At 61.8% G+C, this 15,421-nt stretch carries 15 protein-coding genes; 10 read left to right on the top strand and 5 right to left on the bottom strand.

What is annotated here, in order from left to right; translation table 11 throughout:
• Positions 1–168: 168 nt before the first annotated feature.
• From CGLAUT_RS06085 to CGLAUT_RS06070, 4 genes are all read left to right on the top strand, one after another.
• Positions 169–2,286 (top strand): pyruvate formate lyase family protein, encoded by a 2,118-nt coding sequence (locus CGLAUT_RS06085; RefSeq protein WP_343898660.1) that lies wholly within the window; start codon positions 169–171, stop codon positions 2,284–2,286.
• Positions 2,287–2,334: 48 nt separating this feature from the next.
• Positions 2,335–2,586 (top strand): autonomous glycyl radical cofactor GrcA2, encoded by a 252-nt coding sequence (gene grcA2, locus CGLAUT_RS06080; protein ID WP_095659938.1) that lies wholly within the window; start codon positions 2,335–2,337, stop codon positions 2,584–2,586.
• Positions 2,587–2,590: 4 nt separating this feature from the next.
• Positions 2,591–3,466 carry a pyruvate formate-lyase-activating protein gene (gene pflA / locus CGLAUT_RS06075; RefSeq protein ID WP_290186946.1) on the top strand — a complete coding sequence of 292 codons (876 nt, stop codon included), beginning with the start codon at positions 2,591–2,593 and terminating at the stop codon, positions 3,464–3,466.
• A 127-nt stretch (positions 3,467–3,593) separates the two neighbouring features.
• The gene (locus CGLAUT_RS06070) at positions 3,594–4,667 is read left to right on the top strand and encodes a magnesium and cobalt transport protein CorA (protein WP_290186944.1); all 1,074 of its coding nucleotides are present in this window, start codon (positions 3,594–3,596) and stop codon (positions 4,665–4,667) included.
• 9 nt (positions 4,668–4,676) lie between these two features.
• Here CGLAUT_RS06070 and CGLAUT_RS06065 read toward each other — a convergent pair whose 3' ends face one another.
• Positions 4,677–5,111, bottom strand: a complete 435-nt coding sequence (locus tag CGLAUT_RS06065) for a PaaI family thioesterase (protein WP_290186943.1) — start codon at positions 5,109–5,111, stop codon at positions 4,677–4,679.
• Between the two features lie 53 nt (positions 5,112–5,164).
• Between CGLAUT_RS06065 and gnd the strand changes: the two genes are divergently transcribed.
• From gnd to CGLAUT_RS06035, 6 genes are read left to right on the top strand one after another with little or no spacing between them, the layout of a single operon-like run.
• Positions 5,165–6,661 carry an NADP-dependent phosphogluconate dehydrogenase gene (gnd, locus tag CGLAUT_RS06060; protein ID WP_290186941.1) on the top strand — a complete coding sequence of 499 codons (1,497 nt, stop codon included), beginning with the start codon at positions 5,165–5,167 and terminating at the stop codon, positions 6,659–6,661.
• 10 nt (positions 6,662–6,671) lie between these two features.
• On the top strand, positions 6,672–7,952 hold the full coding sequence (locus CGLAUT_RS06055) for a DEAD/DEAH box helicase (RefSeq protein ID WP_290186940.1): 1,281 nt from the start codon (positions 6,672–6,674) through the stop codon (positions 7,950–7,952).
• Between the two features lie 12 nt (positions 7,953–7,964).
• The gene (locus tag CGLAUT_RS06050; RefSeq protein WP_290186939.1) at positions 7,965–9,389 is read left to right on the top strand and encodes a hemolysin family protein; all 1,425 of its coding nucleotides are present in this window, start codon (positions 7,965–7,967) and stop codon (positions 9,387–9,389) included.
• Positions 9,386–10,438 carry a hemolysin family protein gene (locus tag CGLAUT_RS06045; protein WP_095659931.1) on the top strand — a complete coding sequence of 351 codons (1,053 nt, stop codon included), beginning with the start codon at positions 9,386–9,388 and terminating at the stop codon, positions 10,436–10,438. Before CGLAUT_RS06050 ends, CGLAUT_RS06045 begins: the two co-directional genes overlap by 4 nt.
• Positions 10,425–11,300 carry a 3-methyladenine DNA glycosylase gene (locus CGLAUT_RS06040; protein ID WP_095659930.1) on the top strand — a complete coding sequence of 292 codons (876 nt, stop codon included), beginning with the start codon at positions 10,425–10,427 and terminating at the stop codon, positions 11,298–11,300. The genes CGLAUT_RS06045 and CGLAUT_RS06040 overlap by 14 nt, the downstream gene beginning before the upstream one ends.
• Positions 11,301–11,311: 11 nt before the next feature.
• Positions 11,312–12,787, top strand: coding sequence for a vWA domain-containing protein (locus CGLAUT_RS06035; protein ID WP_095659929.1), 1,476 nt, complete (start codon positions 11,312–11,314; stop codon positions 12,785–12,787).
• Between the two features lie 57 nt (positions 12,788–12,844).
• Here the strand turns inward: CGLAUT_RS06035 and CGLAUT_RS06030 are convergent, their stop codons facing one another.
• The 4 genes from CGLAUT_RS06030 to odhI form a co-directional block, all read right to left on the bottom strand.
• Complete coding sequence (locus CGLAUT_RS06030; RefSeq protein WP_095659928.1) at positions 12,845–13,420, bottom strand: MerR family transcriptional regulator; 576 nt, start codon at positions 13,418–13,420, stop codon at positions 12,845–12,847.
• Between the two features lie 103 nt (positions 13,421–13,523).
• Positions 13,524–14,114 carry a bifunctional nuclease family protein gene (locus CGLAUT_RS06025; RefSeq protein WP_095659927.1) on the bottom strand — a complete coding sequence of 197 codons (591 nt, stop codon included), beginning with the start codon at positions 14,112–14,114 and terminating at the stop codon, positions 13,524–13,526.
• A 21-nt stretch (positions 14,115–14,135) separates the two neighbouring features.
• Complete coding sequence (ftsR, locus tag CGLAUT_RS06020) at positions 14,136–14,882, bottom strand: transcriptional regulator FtsR (protein ID WP_415877154.1); 747 nt, start codon at positions 14,880–14,882, stop codon at positions 14,136–14,138.
• 76 nt (positions 14,883–14,958) lie between these two features.
• Positions 14,959–15,390 (bottom strand): oxoglutarate dehydrogenase inhibitor Odhl, encoded by a 432-nt coding sequence (odhI, locus tag CGLAUT_RS06015; RefSeq protein WP_290186937.1) that lies wholly within the window; start codon positions 15,388–15,390, stop codon positions 14,959–14,961.
• Positions 15,391–15,421: the final 31 nt, after the last annotated feature.

The following is a 15,421-nucleotide window of genomic DNA, read 5'->3' as shown; positions in this document are numbered from 1 at the left end:
CACCGGGCGGTTTCTTGTGTGCCTAAAGTCACTTGTTAAGTAGCACCAAAGAGAATGTCACTCACCTACACTGATTCATAAGCGGCGGGCGCTTTAAAAACAGAAATGGTGAGGGTAAGCGCAGCCGCCGGAGCACACAAGATCAACAACGTGAAGGACCGTGCAACTGTGACTATCGCTACAGAGCCGCAAACTCAGAACCAGGCGTGGGAAGGCTTCACACCTGGTCCGTGGATGGAAGAGATTGACGTTCGCGATTTCATCCAACGCAACTACACCCCCTACGATGGGGATGCTTCGTTCCTCGAAGGCGCAACTGAAAAAACGCTGCGCCTCTGGGACCACCTGGACAAGAACTACCTGGCCGTCGAGCGCGAGCGACGTGTATACGACGTAGACACCGAGACCCCGGCTGACATTGACGCGTTCGAGCCCGGCTACATCTCCGAGGACGACGATGTCATCGTCGGCCTGCAGACGGACACCCCGACCAAGCGCGCCATGATGCCGAACGGTGGCTGGCGCATGGTCGAGCAGGCTATCAACGAGGCCGGCAAAGAGGTCAACCCGGATGTGAAGAAGATCTTCACCCAGTACCGCAAGACCCACAACGACGCGGTCTTCGACATTTACACTCCGCGCATCCGTGCCGCGCGTTCCTCGCACATCGTGACCGGCTTGCCGGATGCATACGGCCGCGGCCGCATCATTGGCGACTACCGACGGGTGGCGCTCTACGGCGTCGACAAGCTCATCGAGGACAAGCTCCGTGCCAAGGATGCTTCCATGCAGAACGGCTTCTCCGAGCACTGGGCGCGCTACCGCGAGGAGCACTCCGAGCAAATCAAGGCGCTAAAGAAGCTCAAGAAGATGGCCGCAGACTACGGCTTCGACATCTCGGGGCCTGCGACCAACGCCAAGGAAGCCGTCCAGTGGACCTACTTCGGCTACCTCGCGTCGGTCAAGAGCCAGGACGGCGCGGCAATGTCCATCGGCCGCCTCTCCCCTTTCCTGGACGCGTACTTCGAGCGCGACCTTGCGAACGGCACGCTCACTGAGGTTAAGGCCCAGGAGATCATCGATGCCCTGGTGATCAAGCTGCGCATAGTGCGCTTCCTGCGCACCGAAGACTACGACCAGATCTTCTCCGGCGACCCATACTGGGCAACCTGGTCCGATGCTGGCTTCTCCGAAGACGGACGCCACCAGGTGACCAAGACGTCGTTCCGCCTGCTCCAGACCCTGCGCAACCTGGGTCCGGCTCCGGAACCGAACATCACCATCTTCTGGGATCCGTCCCTTCCGGAGGGCTACAAGGAGTTCTGCGCCGCGATCTCGATTGAAACCTCGTCGCTGCAGTACGAGTCTGACAAGCAGATTCGCGACATGTGGGGCGACGATGCCGCGATCGCCTGCTGTGTCTCGCCGATGAAGGTGGGCAAGCAGATGCAGTTCTTCGGCGCTCGTGTGAACGCCGCGAAGGCGCTGCTGTACGCCATTAACGGTGGCCGCGACGAAGTCAGTGGCAAGCAGATTACCGACGGCAACCACACCCCGATCGAGGGCGACGGCCCACTGGACTTCGACGAGGTCTGGCAGAAGTATGAGGAGATGCTCGACTGGGTCGTTGGCACCTACGTTGAAGCGTTGAACATCATCCACTACTGCCACGACCGCTACGCCTACGAGTCCATCGAGATGGCGCTGCATGATTCCGACATCATCCGCACCATGGGCTGTGGCATCGCAGGTCTTTCGATCGTGGCCGACTCGCTCAGCGCCATCAAGCACGCGAAGGTCTTCCCAGTGCGCGATGAAACGGGCCTGGTGGTCGACTACGTCACCGAAGGCGACTTCCCGTTCTACGGCAACGACGACGACCGCGCGGACGACATCGCTGCAACCGTGGTGCACACGGTGATGCAGAAGATCAAGTCCATCCCGATGTACCGCGACGCGATCCCGACGCAGTCGGTGCTGACGATTACGTCCAACGTGGTCTACGGCAAGGCCACCGGCTCGTTCCCCTCTGGGCACAAGGCCGGCACCCCGTTCGCACCTGGTGCGAACCCGGAGAACGGCGCCGACAACCACGGCATGGTCGCATCGATGCTGTCTGTGGGCAAGCTCGACTACAACGACGCGCTCGACGGCATTTCGCTGACCAACACCATCACCCCGGCTGGCCTTGGCCGCAACAAGGACGAGCAGGTAGCTAACCTGGTCGGTGTCCTCGACGCGGGCTTCATCATGGAGAACGCTGACACCACCATCCAGCCGGCCTAACCCAAGTTTTCCCATCCACCTACCCACTCAAGAAGGAGTACACCCAACATGTCCACCCCTACCTTTGACCAGCGTCTCGAGAGCATGCGCGCATCCCGCGCGGCCAACAACATGGAGTCCGGCCTCTACCACGCCAACATCAACGTGCTGGATGAGTCCACGCTCGAAGACGCTATGGAGCATCCGGAAAACTACCCGAACCTGACCGTGCGCGTGTCCGGCTACGCCGTGAACTTTGTCAAGCTGACGAAGGAGCAGCAGCGCGACGTCATTTCCCGTACCTTCCACCAGGGTGCCTAAGCCTATGGCGAACGACGGAACGAGCGGCGTCGTCACGCTTCAGCCTGAACAGGGTGAACGCGTGCGCGGCGTCGCCGCCGGTTTAGGCGGACTTTCTACCGATGATCTCGAGATCACCCGTCCAGAGCTTCTCGACGCTCGGCGGACTGGCGACATTGGTCTCATCCACTCCTGGGAGCTGGTCACTGCTGTCGACGGCCCAGGCACCCGCATGACCCTCTTTCTTTCTGGTTGCCCGCTGCGGTGCAAGTTCTGCCACAACCCGGACACCATGGAAATGAAGGAAGGCACGCTCGAACACATCGACGACGTGGTGAAGCGGATCCTGCGCTACAAGCCGGTGTTCAACGCTTCAGGCGGAGGGATCACCCTGTCTGGAGGCGAGCCGCTGTTTCAGATTGCGTTCACGCGTCGGCTTCTGAAAGCTGTCCACGACGCGGGCGTGCACACCACCGTTGATACCTCAGGGTTCCTCGGATCCCGACTAACGGATGATGATCTGGACAACATCGACCTATTTCTGCTCGATGTGAAATCCGGCGACCCGGACACCTACGAGCACGTCACCGCGCGTCAGCTGCAGCCGACGATCGACTTTGGCGACCGTCTTCACGCTAAGGGCAAGAAGGTGTGGGTTCGTTTTGTCCTTGTACCGGGTTTGACCGATGCTGAGGACAACGTGCAGCGGGTAGCCGACATTGTCGCGCGGTGGAAAGACACCGTGGAACGCGTCGAGGTGCTGCCGTTCCACAACATGGGCGCGGACAAGTGGGAGAAAATCGGGCTGGACTACGAACTGAAGGACGTGACTCCCCCATCTCAGGAGTCTGTCGATCATGTGCGTTCGGTCTTTCGTTCCCGTGGCCTGACGGTTTTCTAACCCGCACCTAGCGCGTAGTATCTCCTACGTCGAGCGCGCCCCGGGTGCGCAATCTTAAGCCGCACAGGGGCCCGCGCCGTAAGGGCCACACACGCCCCTCGCACGAGTGAAAGGGGGCTGAACGCCCATGCCACCACGCATCCCACTCACCCGCCCACGGCCAAAAAAGTCTCAGCCCCCGGCCCGCAAGCCCATTCCGGTGCCGATTGAACGCTCGATCGATTTTTGCCGGGTCTTCGTCGACGGCACCCGGTTGCCGCAGAACTTCCGCGTCGCGGAAGCCATTGAATTGGTGAACCAGCGCGAGAACGCATTTGTGTGGCTGTCGCTCAAAGCCCCAAATATCGAGCAGATGGAGCGACTCGCAGGGCTTTTCGACATCCACGACCTGATCGTCGATGACATCGTGGACGCACACCAGCGTCCCAAGATCGAGCGCTACGACGAGCAGCTTTTCATGGTGGTGCGCTCCGTCCACTACCGCGACGACGAGGAAGTGGCTGACGCTCGCGAGATCATTTCCACCGGTGAGGTGCAGGTTGTCACCGGACCGAAGTTCGCGATCACGATTCGCCACAACGCACCCATGCCGGATCTCACCGCATCTCTGGAGGAGGAAGAAGAGGTCGCACAGGTTGGCCCCGTGGCTGTGTCCTGGGTCGTCGCAAACCACCTGGTGGATGCCTATCTTCGAGTCGCGGAGTATCTGAGCCAGGACGTTGATGAACTGGAAAATGAGGTCTTCACCCCGAAACGACAGATCAACATCGACAAGATCTACAACTACAAGCGAGAGATCTTGGAGATGCGCCACGCCATCGACCCGCTCAGCCCAGCACTGCGCTCAGGGATGATCAACCACAAAGATCTCCTGCGCAAACCTCTGCGGTCCTATTTCCGTGACGTGCAAGACAACGCCACGATTGCTTCGGATCGTATTTCCGGCTTCGATGAGCGCCTGTCTTCGCTGCTCGACGCATCTGTGGCCAAGGTGAGCATGCAGCAGAACGCTGACATGCGCACCATCTCGGCCGTGGTCGGCATGGCGGCCGCGCCAACCATGATCGCCGGAATCTACGGCATGAACTTTGAGTACATGCCCGAGCTGGGGTGGAAGTACGGATACCCGGTTGTCCTGCTCATCATGTTTGGGGTCACAGTGGCGATGTTCTGGTGGTTTCGCCGTAACCACTGGCTCTAAAACGCAAAGCTAGCTCAGGATCATAAGCTTGAGGTTTGTCGCGGCGACGAGCTTGTCACCGCTTCGCATCTCAATGCGCCAGAGGTGGGTGCTGCGACCGATATGCACCGGCGCGGCCACCGCCTCAATCCGCCCCTGCGTCACGCTGCCGAGCAAATCGGTGTAGTTGCTCATTCCCACCACCAGCTTCCCGCTGGTCACTATTGCAGCAGCAGAGCCGAGCGTTTCACCGATCGAGCCGTAAACGCCGCCGTTGACAATGCCTGCGGCCTGAAGGTGGTGCGGCTCAACATCTACATAACTCTCCAGCCTCTCGCTGGAGCAATACGTGATCACCATGCCGATGTGCTGCGCAAATCCGGTATTCGCCGCGTTCAAAGCCGCGAGCTCCGCTTCGCCGAGCGGCTCGGGTCCCACCGGCCGATTCAAGTAGCGCTGTACCATTGAACCCACTCTACGGCGCTCGAGCGCCACGTGTCCGGCGTAGAATTTCCACTATGACTCAACCCGCGACCTCTTCCGAAACCTCCTCCGCAGAGCACGCAGACAGCCTCGCCCAGATCGGCGTCGTCGGTATGGCGGTCATGGGCTCGAACCTCGCGCGCAACTTCGTGTCAAAGGGCCACACCGTGGCCATTTACAACCGCTCACCCGAAAAGACCCGGGCGGTCATGGAGCAGCACGGCCACGAAGGCGCGTTCATTCCATCGGAAACCATCGAAGATTTCGTGGCATCGCTGGAACGCCCCCGCAAGGCCATCATCATGGTTCAGGCGGGCCCCGCCACAGATGCGGTCATCGATCAGCTCGCGGCCGCGATGGATGAAGGGGACATTATTATCGACGGCGGCAACGCCCTGTTCAACGACACCATTCGCCGCGAGCGCGACGTGGCTGCTCGGGGACGCCACTTTGTCGGCGCAGGCATTTCCGGTGGCGAGGAAGGCGCGCTCAACGGGCCGTCGATAATGCCTGGTGGCCCCGCCGAGTCTTGGGAAACCTTGGGGCCTCTCCTGGAGGATATTTCGGCGAAGGTCGACGGGAAGCCGTGCGTGACCCACATTGGTCCTGACGGTGCCGGCCACTTTGTGAAGATGGTGCACAACGGCATCGAGTACGCCGACATGCAGGTCATCGGCGAGGCGTACCATCTGCTGCGATACGCCGCAGGGATCGAACCTGCTGAGCTTGCGGACATCTTCAGCGAGTGGAACGAAGGCGACCTGGATTCGTACCTCATCGAGATCACCGCGGATGTCCTGCGCCAGAAGGATGCGCGCACAGGGCAGCCGTTCATCGACATCATCGTGGACGCTGCTGGGCAGAAGGGCACCGGCCGTTGGACGGTGAAGGAAGCGCTCGACCTCGGCGTGCCGGTCACCGGCATTGGCGAGGCTGTTTTTGCGCGAGCGTTGTCCTCGGCGCTGGCGCAGCGCGAAGCAGCGCAAAAGATCGGTTTGCCGGCGGGCGACACCACCACACTTGAGGCTCTGGGCATCGAGCGGGACGCGTTCGTCGAAGACGTCCGCCGCGCACTCTACGCATCCAAACTGGTCGCGTACGCGCAGGGCTTCGACGAGATCAACGCAGGTTCGCAGGAGTACGGCTGGGGCGTGCAGCCGGGTGACCTCGCCCGCATCTGGCGCGGCGGCTGCATCATCCGCGCGAAGTTCCTCAATCGCATCACCGAGGCCTACGAGCGCGATCCGGAGCTGCCTTCGCTGCTCCTGGACCCGTACTTCAAGGCAGAGCTGGAAAAGGGGCTCGTGAATTCGTGGCGTCGCGTCGTGGTCACCGCAACGCAGCTGGGCCTGCCGGTGCCGGTGTTCGCTTCCTCGCTCTCCTACTACGACTCGCTACGCGCGAAGCGCCTGCCGGCAGCCCTGATTCAGGGCCAGCGCGACTTCTTCGGCGCGCACACGTACCGCCGCGTCGACATGGAGGGCACCTTCCACACCGCCTGGTCGGGCGATCGTGAGGAGCTGAGCTACTAAGATCGCACGAATGACTTCTTTCGCCGACCTAGGGCTGCCCCGCGAGATCATTTCCGTACTGAACAAGCAGGGCATCGATACACCGTTCCCCATCCAGGAGGCGGCGATTCCGGACGGACTGGCGGGTCTCGACGTCCTCGGCCGTGGACCCACCGGCTCCGGCAAGACGTTCACCTTTGGTCTTCCGATGCTCGCCCGGTTGGCAGGAGCACCGTCCAAGCCTGGTCGCCCGCGCGGTCTCGTGCTCGCCCCCACGCGCGAGCTCGCAGCGCAGATCCGCGAGCGGCTCGAGGATCCCGCGGCAGCGCTTGGGCTCCGCGTCCTCGATGTGGTCGGCGGTGTGAACATCAACCACCACATCCGGGCGCTCGCAGCTCCGGTTGACCTGCTCATTGCCACTCCAGGTCGCGCCGAGGACCTCATCAACCAGGGCAAGCTTTCGCTTGACGACGTGCGCGTTACCGCCATCGACGAGGCCGATCAGATGGCCGATATGGGTTTTTTGCCGCAGGTACGCAAACTGCTCGACCGGACGCCGCCAGACGGTCAACGGCTGCTGTTCTCTGCGACGCTTGACGGTGACGTCGAAAAGCTCATTGCTCGCTACATGCACGATCCGGTGACCCACTCGACTGCTCCTGTTGAGGCTGCGGTGGACACGATGGAGCACTACCAGCTGCTGGTGGGCGACCGCGATACCCGCAACGAGATTGTGCTGCAGATCGGTGCGCGCGACGGCAAGACGATCATGTTCATGCGCACCAAGCACGGCGTGGATCGCCAGGTGAAGAAGCTTCGTCGTGTCGGTATTGACGCGATGGGCCTGCACGGGGATAAAGGCCAGGGTGCCCGCACACGTGCAATCGAAGGGTTTGCCGACGGCTCCACTCCCGTGCTGGTGGCGACTGACATTGCGGCGCGCGGGATCGACATTCACGACGTCTCCCTCGTCGTCCACGTCGATCCTCCGGCCGAACACAAGGCGTACCTGCACCGGGCGGGGCGCACCGCACGCGCCGGAACCTCCGGCACGGTGGTGACGCTGGTGATGGATGAGCAACGCAAGGAAGTCGACCAGCTGTTGAGGAAGGCTGGCGTGGACGCGACCACGGTGCGTGTTACCCCGATGTCGGAAGAATTGGTTAACATTACTGGCGCACGAAAACCCGAGGGAGCACCGCTGCCGCCCCCGGGTCAGCAACCGGCGAAATCCTCGTCCGCTAGGGCGTCCGGAGGGCAGCAACCGCGCTCGCGCCGCCGGCGAGGCGGAGGCGGCAAGCAAAGGCACTAACGCACCACGCACATGGACATATTCATCTCCATCCTTTCGCTCCTCGGGTTCATCCTGCTCACCGCCTCGACAGGCCTGTTCGTGGCCATTGAGTTCGCGATGACGGGACTTGAACGCTCCACCATCGAGGCGCATGTCCGCGACAAAGGCGATGCTGCCGCTCGCGCAGTTGCACGCGATCACGCGAACCTCTCCTTTGTGCTCTCGGGCGCGCAACTCGGCATCACCGTGACCACCCTGGCAGCGGGCTTTTTGGCCGAGCCGGTGTTGGGCCAGTACTTCACGCCTTTGCTGGAATTGGCGGGGCTCGACGCATCGGCGTCCAGGGCTGTCGCACTGATAATCGCGCTTATCGTTGCGACGTTCCTCTCCATGGTGTTCGGCGAGCTGGTACCGAAGAACATTGCGATTACGGAGCCGTTGGCCACCGCGCGCTTCGTGGTGCCGCCGGTCAACGCGTTCAATACGGTGTTCGCCTGGTTCATCAAGTCGCTGAACCGATCCGCGAACTGGATTGTGCGGCGCATGGGCATCGAGCCGGCCGACGAGCTTGCCTCGGCGCGCTCCGGACAGGAACTCGGCGCCATGGTGCGAAACTCCGCGGAAGCTGGCGGTCTGGATGCGGAAACCGCGGCGGTGATCGATCGCTCGCTGCGCTTCGGTGAAACCACGGCAGAAGAGGTGATGACTCCGCGCTCCACCATTGACTCGCTGGATGCCGAAGACACGGTTGCGGATCTCATCTCGCTGGCTCGCGAGTCGGGCCATTCCCGCTTCCCGGTGCGGCGCGGCGACCTCGACGACACGATTGGCTTTGTGCACATCAAGGACGCATTCTCCGTTCCAAGGGAGGATCGCGCCACCACCAAGCTCGCCCCCCTCGCCCGCCCAGTGCCGTTCGTGCCGGGCACGCTCGACGGCGACGCAGTGCTCAACCGCGTGCGCTCCGCCGGCTCCCAAGTGGTGCTTATCGCAGACGAATACGGCGGCACCCAGGGCTTGGTGACTATCGAAGATGTCGTTGAGGAGATTCTCGGCGAGGTTTACGACGAGTACGACGACAGGGAGTCGATGCGCGATTTCCAACGATTCGGCACTTCCTGGGAGGTCGCCGGCCTTGTCCGCCTCGACGAGCTGGAAGAAAAGACTGGGTATACCGCCCCGGATGGGCCATATGAGACTTTAGGCGGGCTGATCATGGCCACGCTCGGACGGGTTCCGCGGGTCGGTGACCGCATCGTACTGCCACGGAACGCAGTGACCAGCTTCCAGGAGGAACTGGAGTCCGGTGCCGAGGGGCACTGGCTCGCTCGGGTGACGGTGATGGATGAGCGTCGTGTGGACCGCACAATCTTGAGTCCCATCACCCCGGAGCAAGCTGAACAGGCGAAGCAGGCGCAGGAGTCTCGACAAGCCTCGAACGGAGGTGCTCGATGAACATCTTTGCCGCCATTCTGCTCATCGCGGTGTTGCTCGCCGTCAACGCCTTTTTCGTCGCCACCGAGTTCGCGCTAGTGTCCTCGCGTCGCGACCGCCTCGAGTCGCTGCTTGCTCAGGGCAAGAGCGAAGCCAAAGGTGTTATCCACGCAATCGAGCACCTGTCGATCTACCTGGCCGGTGCTCAGTTTGGCATCACCGTGGCCTCGCTCATCCTGGGAAAGGTCGCAGAACCCGCTATCGCCCACTACATCGAAGTCCCCTTCGAGGCGTTGGGGTTGCCTGGGGAGCTGCTTCACCCGATCTCCTTCGTCATCGCGCTCATCATCATTTCCTACCTGCACATTCTGCTGGGTGAAATGGTGCCCAAGAACATCGCCATCGCGGGCCCCGAAACCACCGCGATGCTGCTCACTCCGGCGTTCACCGTCTGGATGCGGGCCACCCGCCCGATCATTGAAGGCCTAAACTGGGTCGCCCGCCGCACGCTGCGCGCCTTTGGCATAGAACAGCGCGATGAGCTCGAATCCACCGTGGACCAGGAGCAGCTGGCCACCATGATCAAGGAATCGAGCGAAGAAGGTCTGCTAGACGCAGAGGAAACTCGCCGCCTCGCCAACGCGCTGCGCACGGAGTCGCGCAGCCTCAGCGAGATCATGATCCCGCTCGGGGACCTGGTGACCCTTCCCTACCGTCCACGCGGCACCCGCCTTTCCGAGATTGAGCAGGCGGTGCGCGAAACCGGCTACTCACGCTTCCCCGTGGAGCGCGCGCCGGGCGTCCTTGTCGGCTACATCCACGTGAAGGACTGCCTCGACCTCATGGAGTCCGAGGAAGAGGACCCGGTCATGCCGGTCTCCCGCATTCGTGCACTGAGCATTGTCGACGGCGCGCAGTCCCTCGACGACGCTCTGACCGCCATGCACCGCCGTTCTGCGCACATGGCGCAGGTGCGCGACAACGGCGAGCTGGTCGGGGTGGCCGCGCTCGAAGACATCATCGAGGAGTACGTGGGCACCGTGTCGGACTGGACACATGAAGAGGAATAGCGAGAGGGTGTATACACCGACGGCGTATAAAGAGGCCGTCGATAAGCACGAGCTCCGGGCACGAGCCTTCACTGAGCCGCACCTCGAGCGGCGCACCCGCGGGATCGCGCACCCCGTGTGGGATTTCCTCTTTGACTACTACCCTTTTAGAGCAAGCCAGTTGCGCACCTGGCACCCGGGGCTTGGGGCTTTGCTTGTCGACGCCTCCGCCACACCGCACGCGCGCTATCCCCACTACGAAACGCTGGAGGATGGCACTGTGCGGTTCAACCCCGAGTCTTTCCTCGCAAAACGGCGCGCCGAAATGGTGCGCATCCGCGAGCTGCTTCGGGCCACGCAGGACCGGCCCGCCCACTTTGACTGCTTTGGCATGCATGAGTGGGCAATGGTGTATCGCACGGAGCGTCCGCGCCACGATCTGCCACTCCGCCTCGGCGCCGCCGGCACCGACGCTGTGGTGGAGTCGCACCAGCTTAAGTGCAGCCATTTCGACGCTTACCGCTTCTTCGCTCCTGCCGCGCGCCCGCTCAACCTCACCGTGCTTGAGCGCGAAGATCAGATTGCGCAGGACCAGCCCGGCTGCGTGCATGTGACGATGGACTTGTACAAGTGGGCGGCAAAGCTTGGGCCGGTGGTGCCCGGGGAGCTCTTGCTTGATGCTTTTGAGCTTGCTGCGCGGGCGCGACAACTCGATATGGAGGCTTCGCCCTACGATTGCCGCAGCCTAGGTTTCGACGTGGTTGCGGTTGAGACAAACGAGGGTAAAGCTGAATATGTCACCCGGCAGCGGCAACTCTCGGAGGAGGCAATTCCCCTGCGTTCCCAGCTTGTCGCCCTGCTGGATCAGCTGTTGAGCGACTAGACTGCGGTCGGATGGACGGCTCGCGCAACGCGAGCACAATCGGAGGCGGTAAGGCGAAGATGGGTAGGCATTCGAGCGGGCAAAACAACTACAGGCTTTCTGGCCGCGCTATCGCCGCGCTGGTTGTTGCGTTAGCGCTGGTCGCCGGCCTGATTTGGTTTGTTGTGTGGCAACGCGGGGCTTCTGAATCAACCGCAGCCCAGGGCGATGGAAGCGGCACCAACGATTCGTGCGTCTCTGGCGAAATTACGCTGCCGGTCGCGTCCTCGAACGCGGTTGTGGGCAAAGAGCTTGTCGACGCTTACGCGGCAAGCAACCCCGTGGTACGCGACTACTGCATCCGCCCGCAGCTGGTGGAGACGCTGAGCGACGCCGCGGTCTACATCGCGCCGAATACTCCGATTGCGCACCAGGAACTTGCCCGTTCTGGCCGCACCGCGGCTGTTGCAGACCCTGAGCAGGTCTTCGCGGACGTAGTGGGGTTGAGCGGCCAAGATAACCCCGGTCCCAATGTCCCGTTGCAGAAGGTGGTCTTCCCTACCCAGATGCCAGCATCCTCCGCGGTGGTCGCGTCGCTGCTCGCGGACAGCGATAGCACGGCGGTTAACGTGCTCACCGATCAACAAATCGACAGCGTCGACGGGATTACCTTGACGCCGGGGATGTGGGTGGCCACCTCGAAAGCAAACTCCCTGCCCCACGCTGGGTTCTACCCACTCGATGCTTCGGTGATCTACACCGCCATCCCACTGAATTCCGGGGCCACAGTGGATGAGAACCAAGCCCGTGCCGGCCAGGACTTCGCCCGCTTCGGTGCGCAGAGTTTCGATGCGGAAACCCCGAAGCAACCGGTCATCGCCGAGATGGTCTGGGCCGCGGCAATGCCCACCGGAGGAGCGGCGCTGACCGCCGACGGCAACTCCCCCACCAACGCCAACGATGCCGCCGTCGCCGCCGACGGGCAAGTGGGCAACACGGTGTTCCTGCTAGATACCTCCGGCGCCATGGAGCCCTATCTCGAGTCTGCGAAGCGTGGTGTGGAGCGCGCCGCCGATGAGGTCACAGCCGCTGGACACAACGTTGCACTGTGGAACTACTCCTCCCCGCTCAGCGTCGGTGTGACGAATGGGTACCGCGACAACGTGGCCATGACCTCGAGCCCGTCCGCGGTGAAGAATGCGGTTGCCCCCCTGACTACTGGCGGCGTTCCGCAAACCCGCGAGGCCGTGACTGCGGCGGTGGGCTCGTTCCCAAGCCCGGTGCGGATCGTAGTAATCACCACCGGTACTGCAGACGGCGAGGACGACGCCGTCTTCACCAAGGCGATTCAAGCCGGTGCCGACAGCGGCACCTCGATCGCGGTCGTGCATGTCGGCAGCGCGCCGCACGACAAGGCTCTCGAAGCAGTCGCCGCATCGCGTCAGCAGGTGGGTTCAGCAGCCGAACTCGAAGCGGCGATCGTCGCAGCGACCGGCACCCGCTCTTAGGACAAAAAGCTCCCGCACGAAGCAGTGCGGGAGCGGTGGGAGTAAAAGTAGTTTGCTTTACGACGTCTTGCGGCGACGGCGGGCAGCCAGCTCGTCGATCCCGACAACGTTTTCCGGCTCAGCGTCCTCAATAACGCGCTCGGACGGGAACGCAGAGATGGTCCCGGTGAGTTCCTTCATGATCTGCGGAACAGCAATGCCGAAGACACCCTGGCCGCCGTTGAGGAGGTCGATGATCTCCTCGTTGCTACGACACTCGTACACCGTGACACCATCGGAAACCAGCGTGATCTCAGCGATGTCATTGACACCGCGGTCCCGCAGCTTGTCAACTGCCAAGCGGATGTTCTGGAGCGAAATGCCGGTGTCCAAGAGACCCTTGACGATCTTCAGAACCAGGATGTCCTTGAAGGAGTACAGGCGCTGGGAGCCGGAGCCCTTTGCACCGCGGATCGACGGGCGCACCAGGTTGGTGCGAGCCCAGTAGTCGAGCTGGCGGTAGGTGATGCCGGCGACTTGGCACGCGATTGGCACACGGTAGCCGACCTCGTCGGACGGGCCGATGTCGAACAGCGACTCCTGTACCGGTGCCACGTAATCCTCGACAGGGGTGTCGGTAGTGTTCGTAGTCACGTAATTACTCCCATGGTGTTTGCCTGTAGGCCTAATGCATATTAAAAGCCAGCTTAGAGGTTCGGTCAAGCCTTACCTCAGCAACACGCCGAAAGTCTCAACCTCAACTTGAGGGTTTGGGCCCGGTATCAGGATCGTCCTCCCCCATGTCGGGAAAGTCTGCCGCATCTACACCTAACTCTCGCATGAACGCCTCAAACGCTGCGGCGTCGAGCCCGTCCGTATCGAGTGTTTCGGGCGGGATTTCGTCGACATCTGAGTTGTCCTCGATCTCAATGCCGAAGTACTCTGCAGCGTCACGTCCGTTGATGTGTATCGAGGCGTGCTGCAGCACCGTCTCATCCGCTTCGATCTGGACATCCATAACGAGTCCCAGCAGCAGTGCGTCCGAGGTGCGCATGTCAATCTCGGCGCCGTTGTCCAATGTCAGTGTCGCAACAAAGACACCTTCGTGGTAGCTAGACAACTCGATTGCGTTCACCTCGGCCGAGGTCTGGTCGATCACGTCGGCTAGCACATCGTGCACACCAGGCCTGCGCGGTGCCCAGTCTTCAAGGCGCGCCGCGAGCAGTGCTCCTTCGATTGGCGGCAACCAGACAGGCAGATACCGGCTGCTTTCCTCCCACTCGAACAGCGCGCACATGAAGTTTTCCGGTCCGATTGGAAACACTCCGAGAAGATGGATAGGAGTCATTTCGCGTGCCCTTCGCGCAGCTTACGGACGCTGGTCGCGCAGCTCTCGCTTGACCAGCGAGGCGTGCAGCGAAACTACAAGCGCGGACACCTGCTGAGCGAGTTCATCCGCCTGCTGGCGTGCAGCGGTTTTCCCAGACTTAGCCACTGGCTCCGCGACTTGCGCAATCAGGTCTGCTTGGCGCGAGGCCGCGGTGCGCAGTGTTTTGAGGTGACGCACGTCGAAGCCGAACTCGCGCAATTGCATAGCTGTCGACACAATGCGCACGTCATCTGCGCAGAACAACCCGGCAGAATCCGGGACGAGCAATCCGGCCTTTATCAGCTCAGCAACCGTGTTTTCCTCCGCGCCCGTCTGGGTCGCCAGGTCGGCATCCGTCAGGTATGCGTTCGCGTCGACTCGAAACGAATCCGGCGAGATCATCGGCTCTGAGTCTGCCGAACTCAGCACCGCAGTGACTTTGCCCGCATCCATCGCCTCGAGCTGCTCGCGGATAACTTTGAGCGGAAGGTAGTTATCTCGCTGCGTGACCAGGATGTAGCGCAGGCGCTCCACGTCCTCGTCTGTGAAGCGGCGATACCCGGATGCCGTGCGCTGCGGGGTAATCAGCCCCTCTGACTCCAGAAACCGAATCTTGGACACCGTCACGTCCGGAAACTCGCCGCGCAACTGTTCAAGTACTACTCCGATGGACATCGTTTTCGCGGACGGCCGTTTGACGGCCTGCGGCGAGGTCTTACGGATAGCGCTCACGGGTATCTGCTCAATCTTTCGTCGAGGTTGAAGGTTAGGGCCTGTTTCTTTGCACCGCCCAAAGCACAATGGCTAGGGCGCGCATTAGAAGTTACTTAGCGTTGGAGATGAAAACGAGACGGAACTTGCCGATCTGGATCTCGTCACCGTCGGAGAGCAGCTCGGAGTTACGCGGCTCGCGGTTCACATAGGTGCCGTTCAGCGAACCCACGTCAACTACCTCGTAGGAGTCATCCTTCCGGCGGAACTCGGCGTGGCGGCGTGACACGGTCACATCGTCAAGGAAGATATCTGCTTCCGGATGGCGACCGGCGGTGGTGGAGTCTTGGTCCAGGAGAAAGCGAGCACCTGAGTTCGGGCCACGCTTAACGACGAGCAGCGCCGCGCCCTCGGGGAGGTTCTCTGCGCCGGAGGTCGAATCCGGGGCAGCTGCCGCGCCAGATTCCATCTCCTTCAACAGATCAGCGCGGAAGACCGAGGTGGTTTCCACCTGGTTCTGTGGTGTGCCCGTGTTTTCGCTCATGAGACCCTCCAAGTAGCTCAACAAAACTTAA

Origin of the sequence: Corynebacterium glaucum (assembly GCF_030408855.1) — a bacterium.
GTDB lineage: Bacteria > Actinomycetota > Actinomycetes > Mycobacteriales > Mycobacteriaceae > Corynebacterium > Corynebacterium glaucum.
The sequence above is the reverse complement of the archived record's forward strand: the minus strand, read 5'-3'. Positions and strand labels throughout refer to the sequence as shown.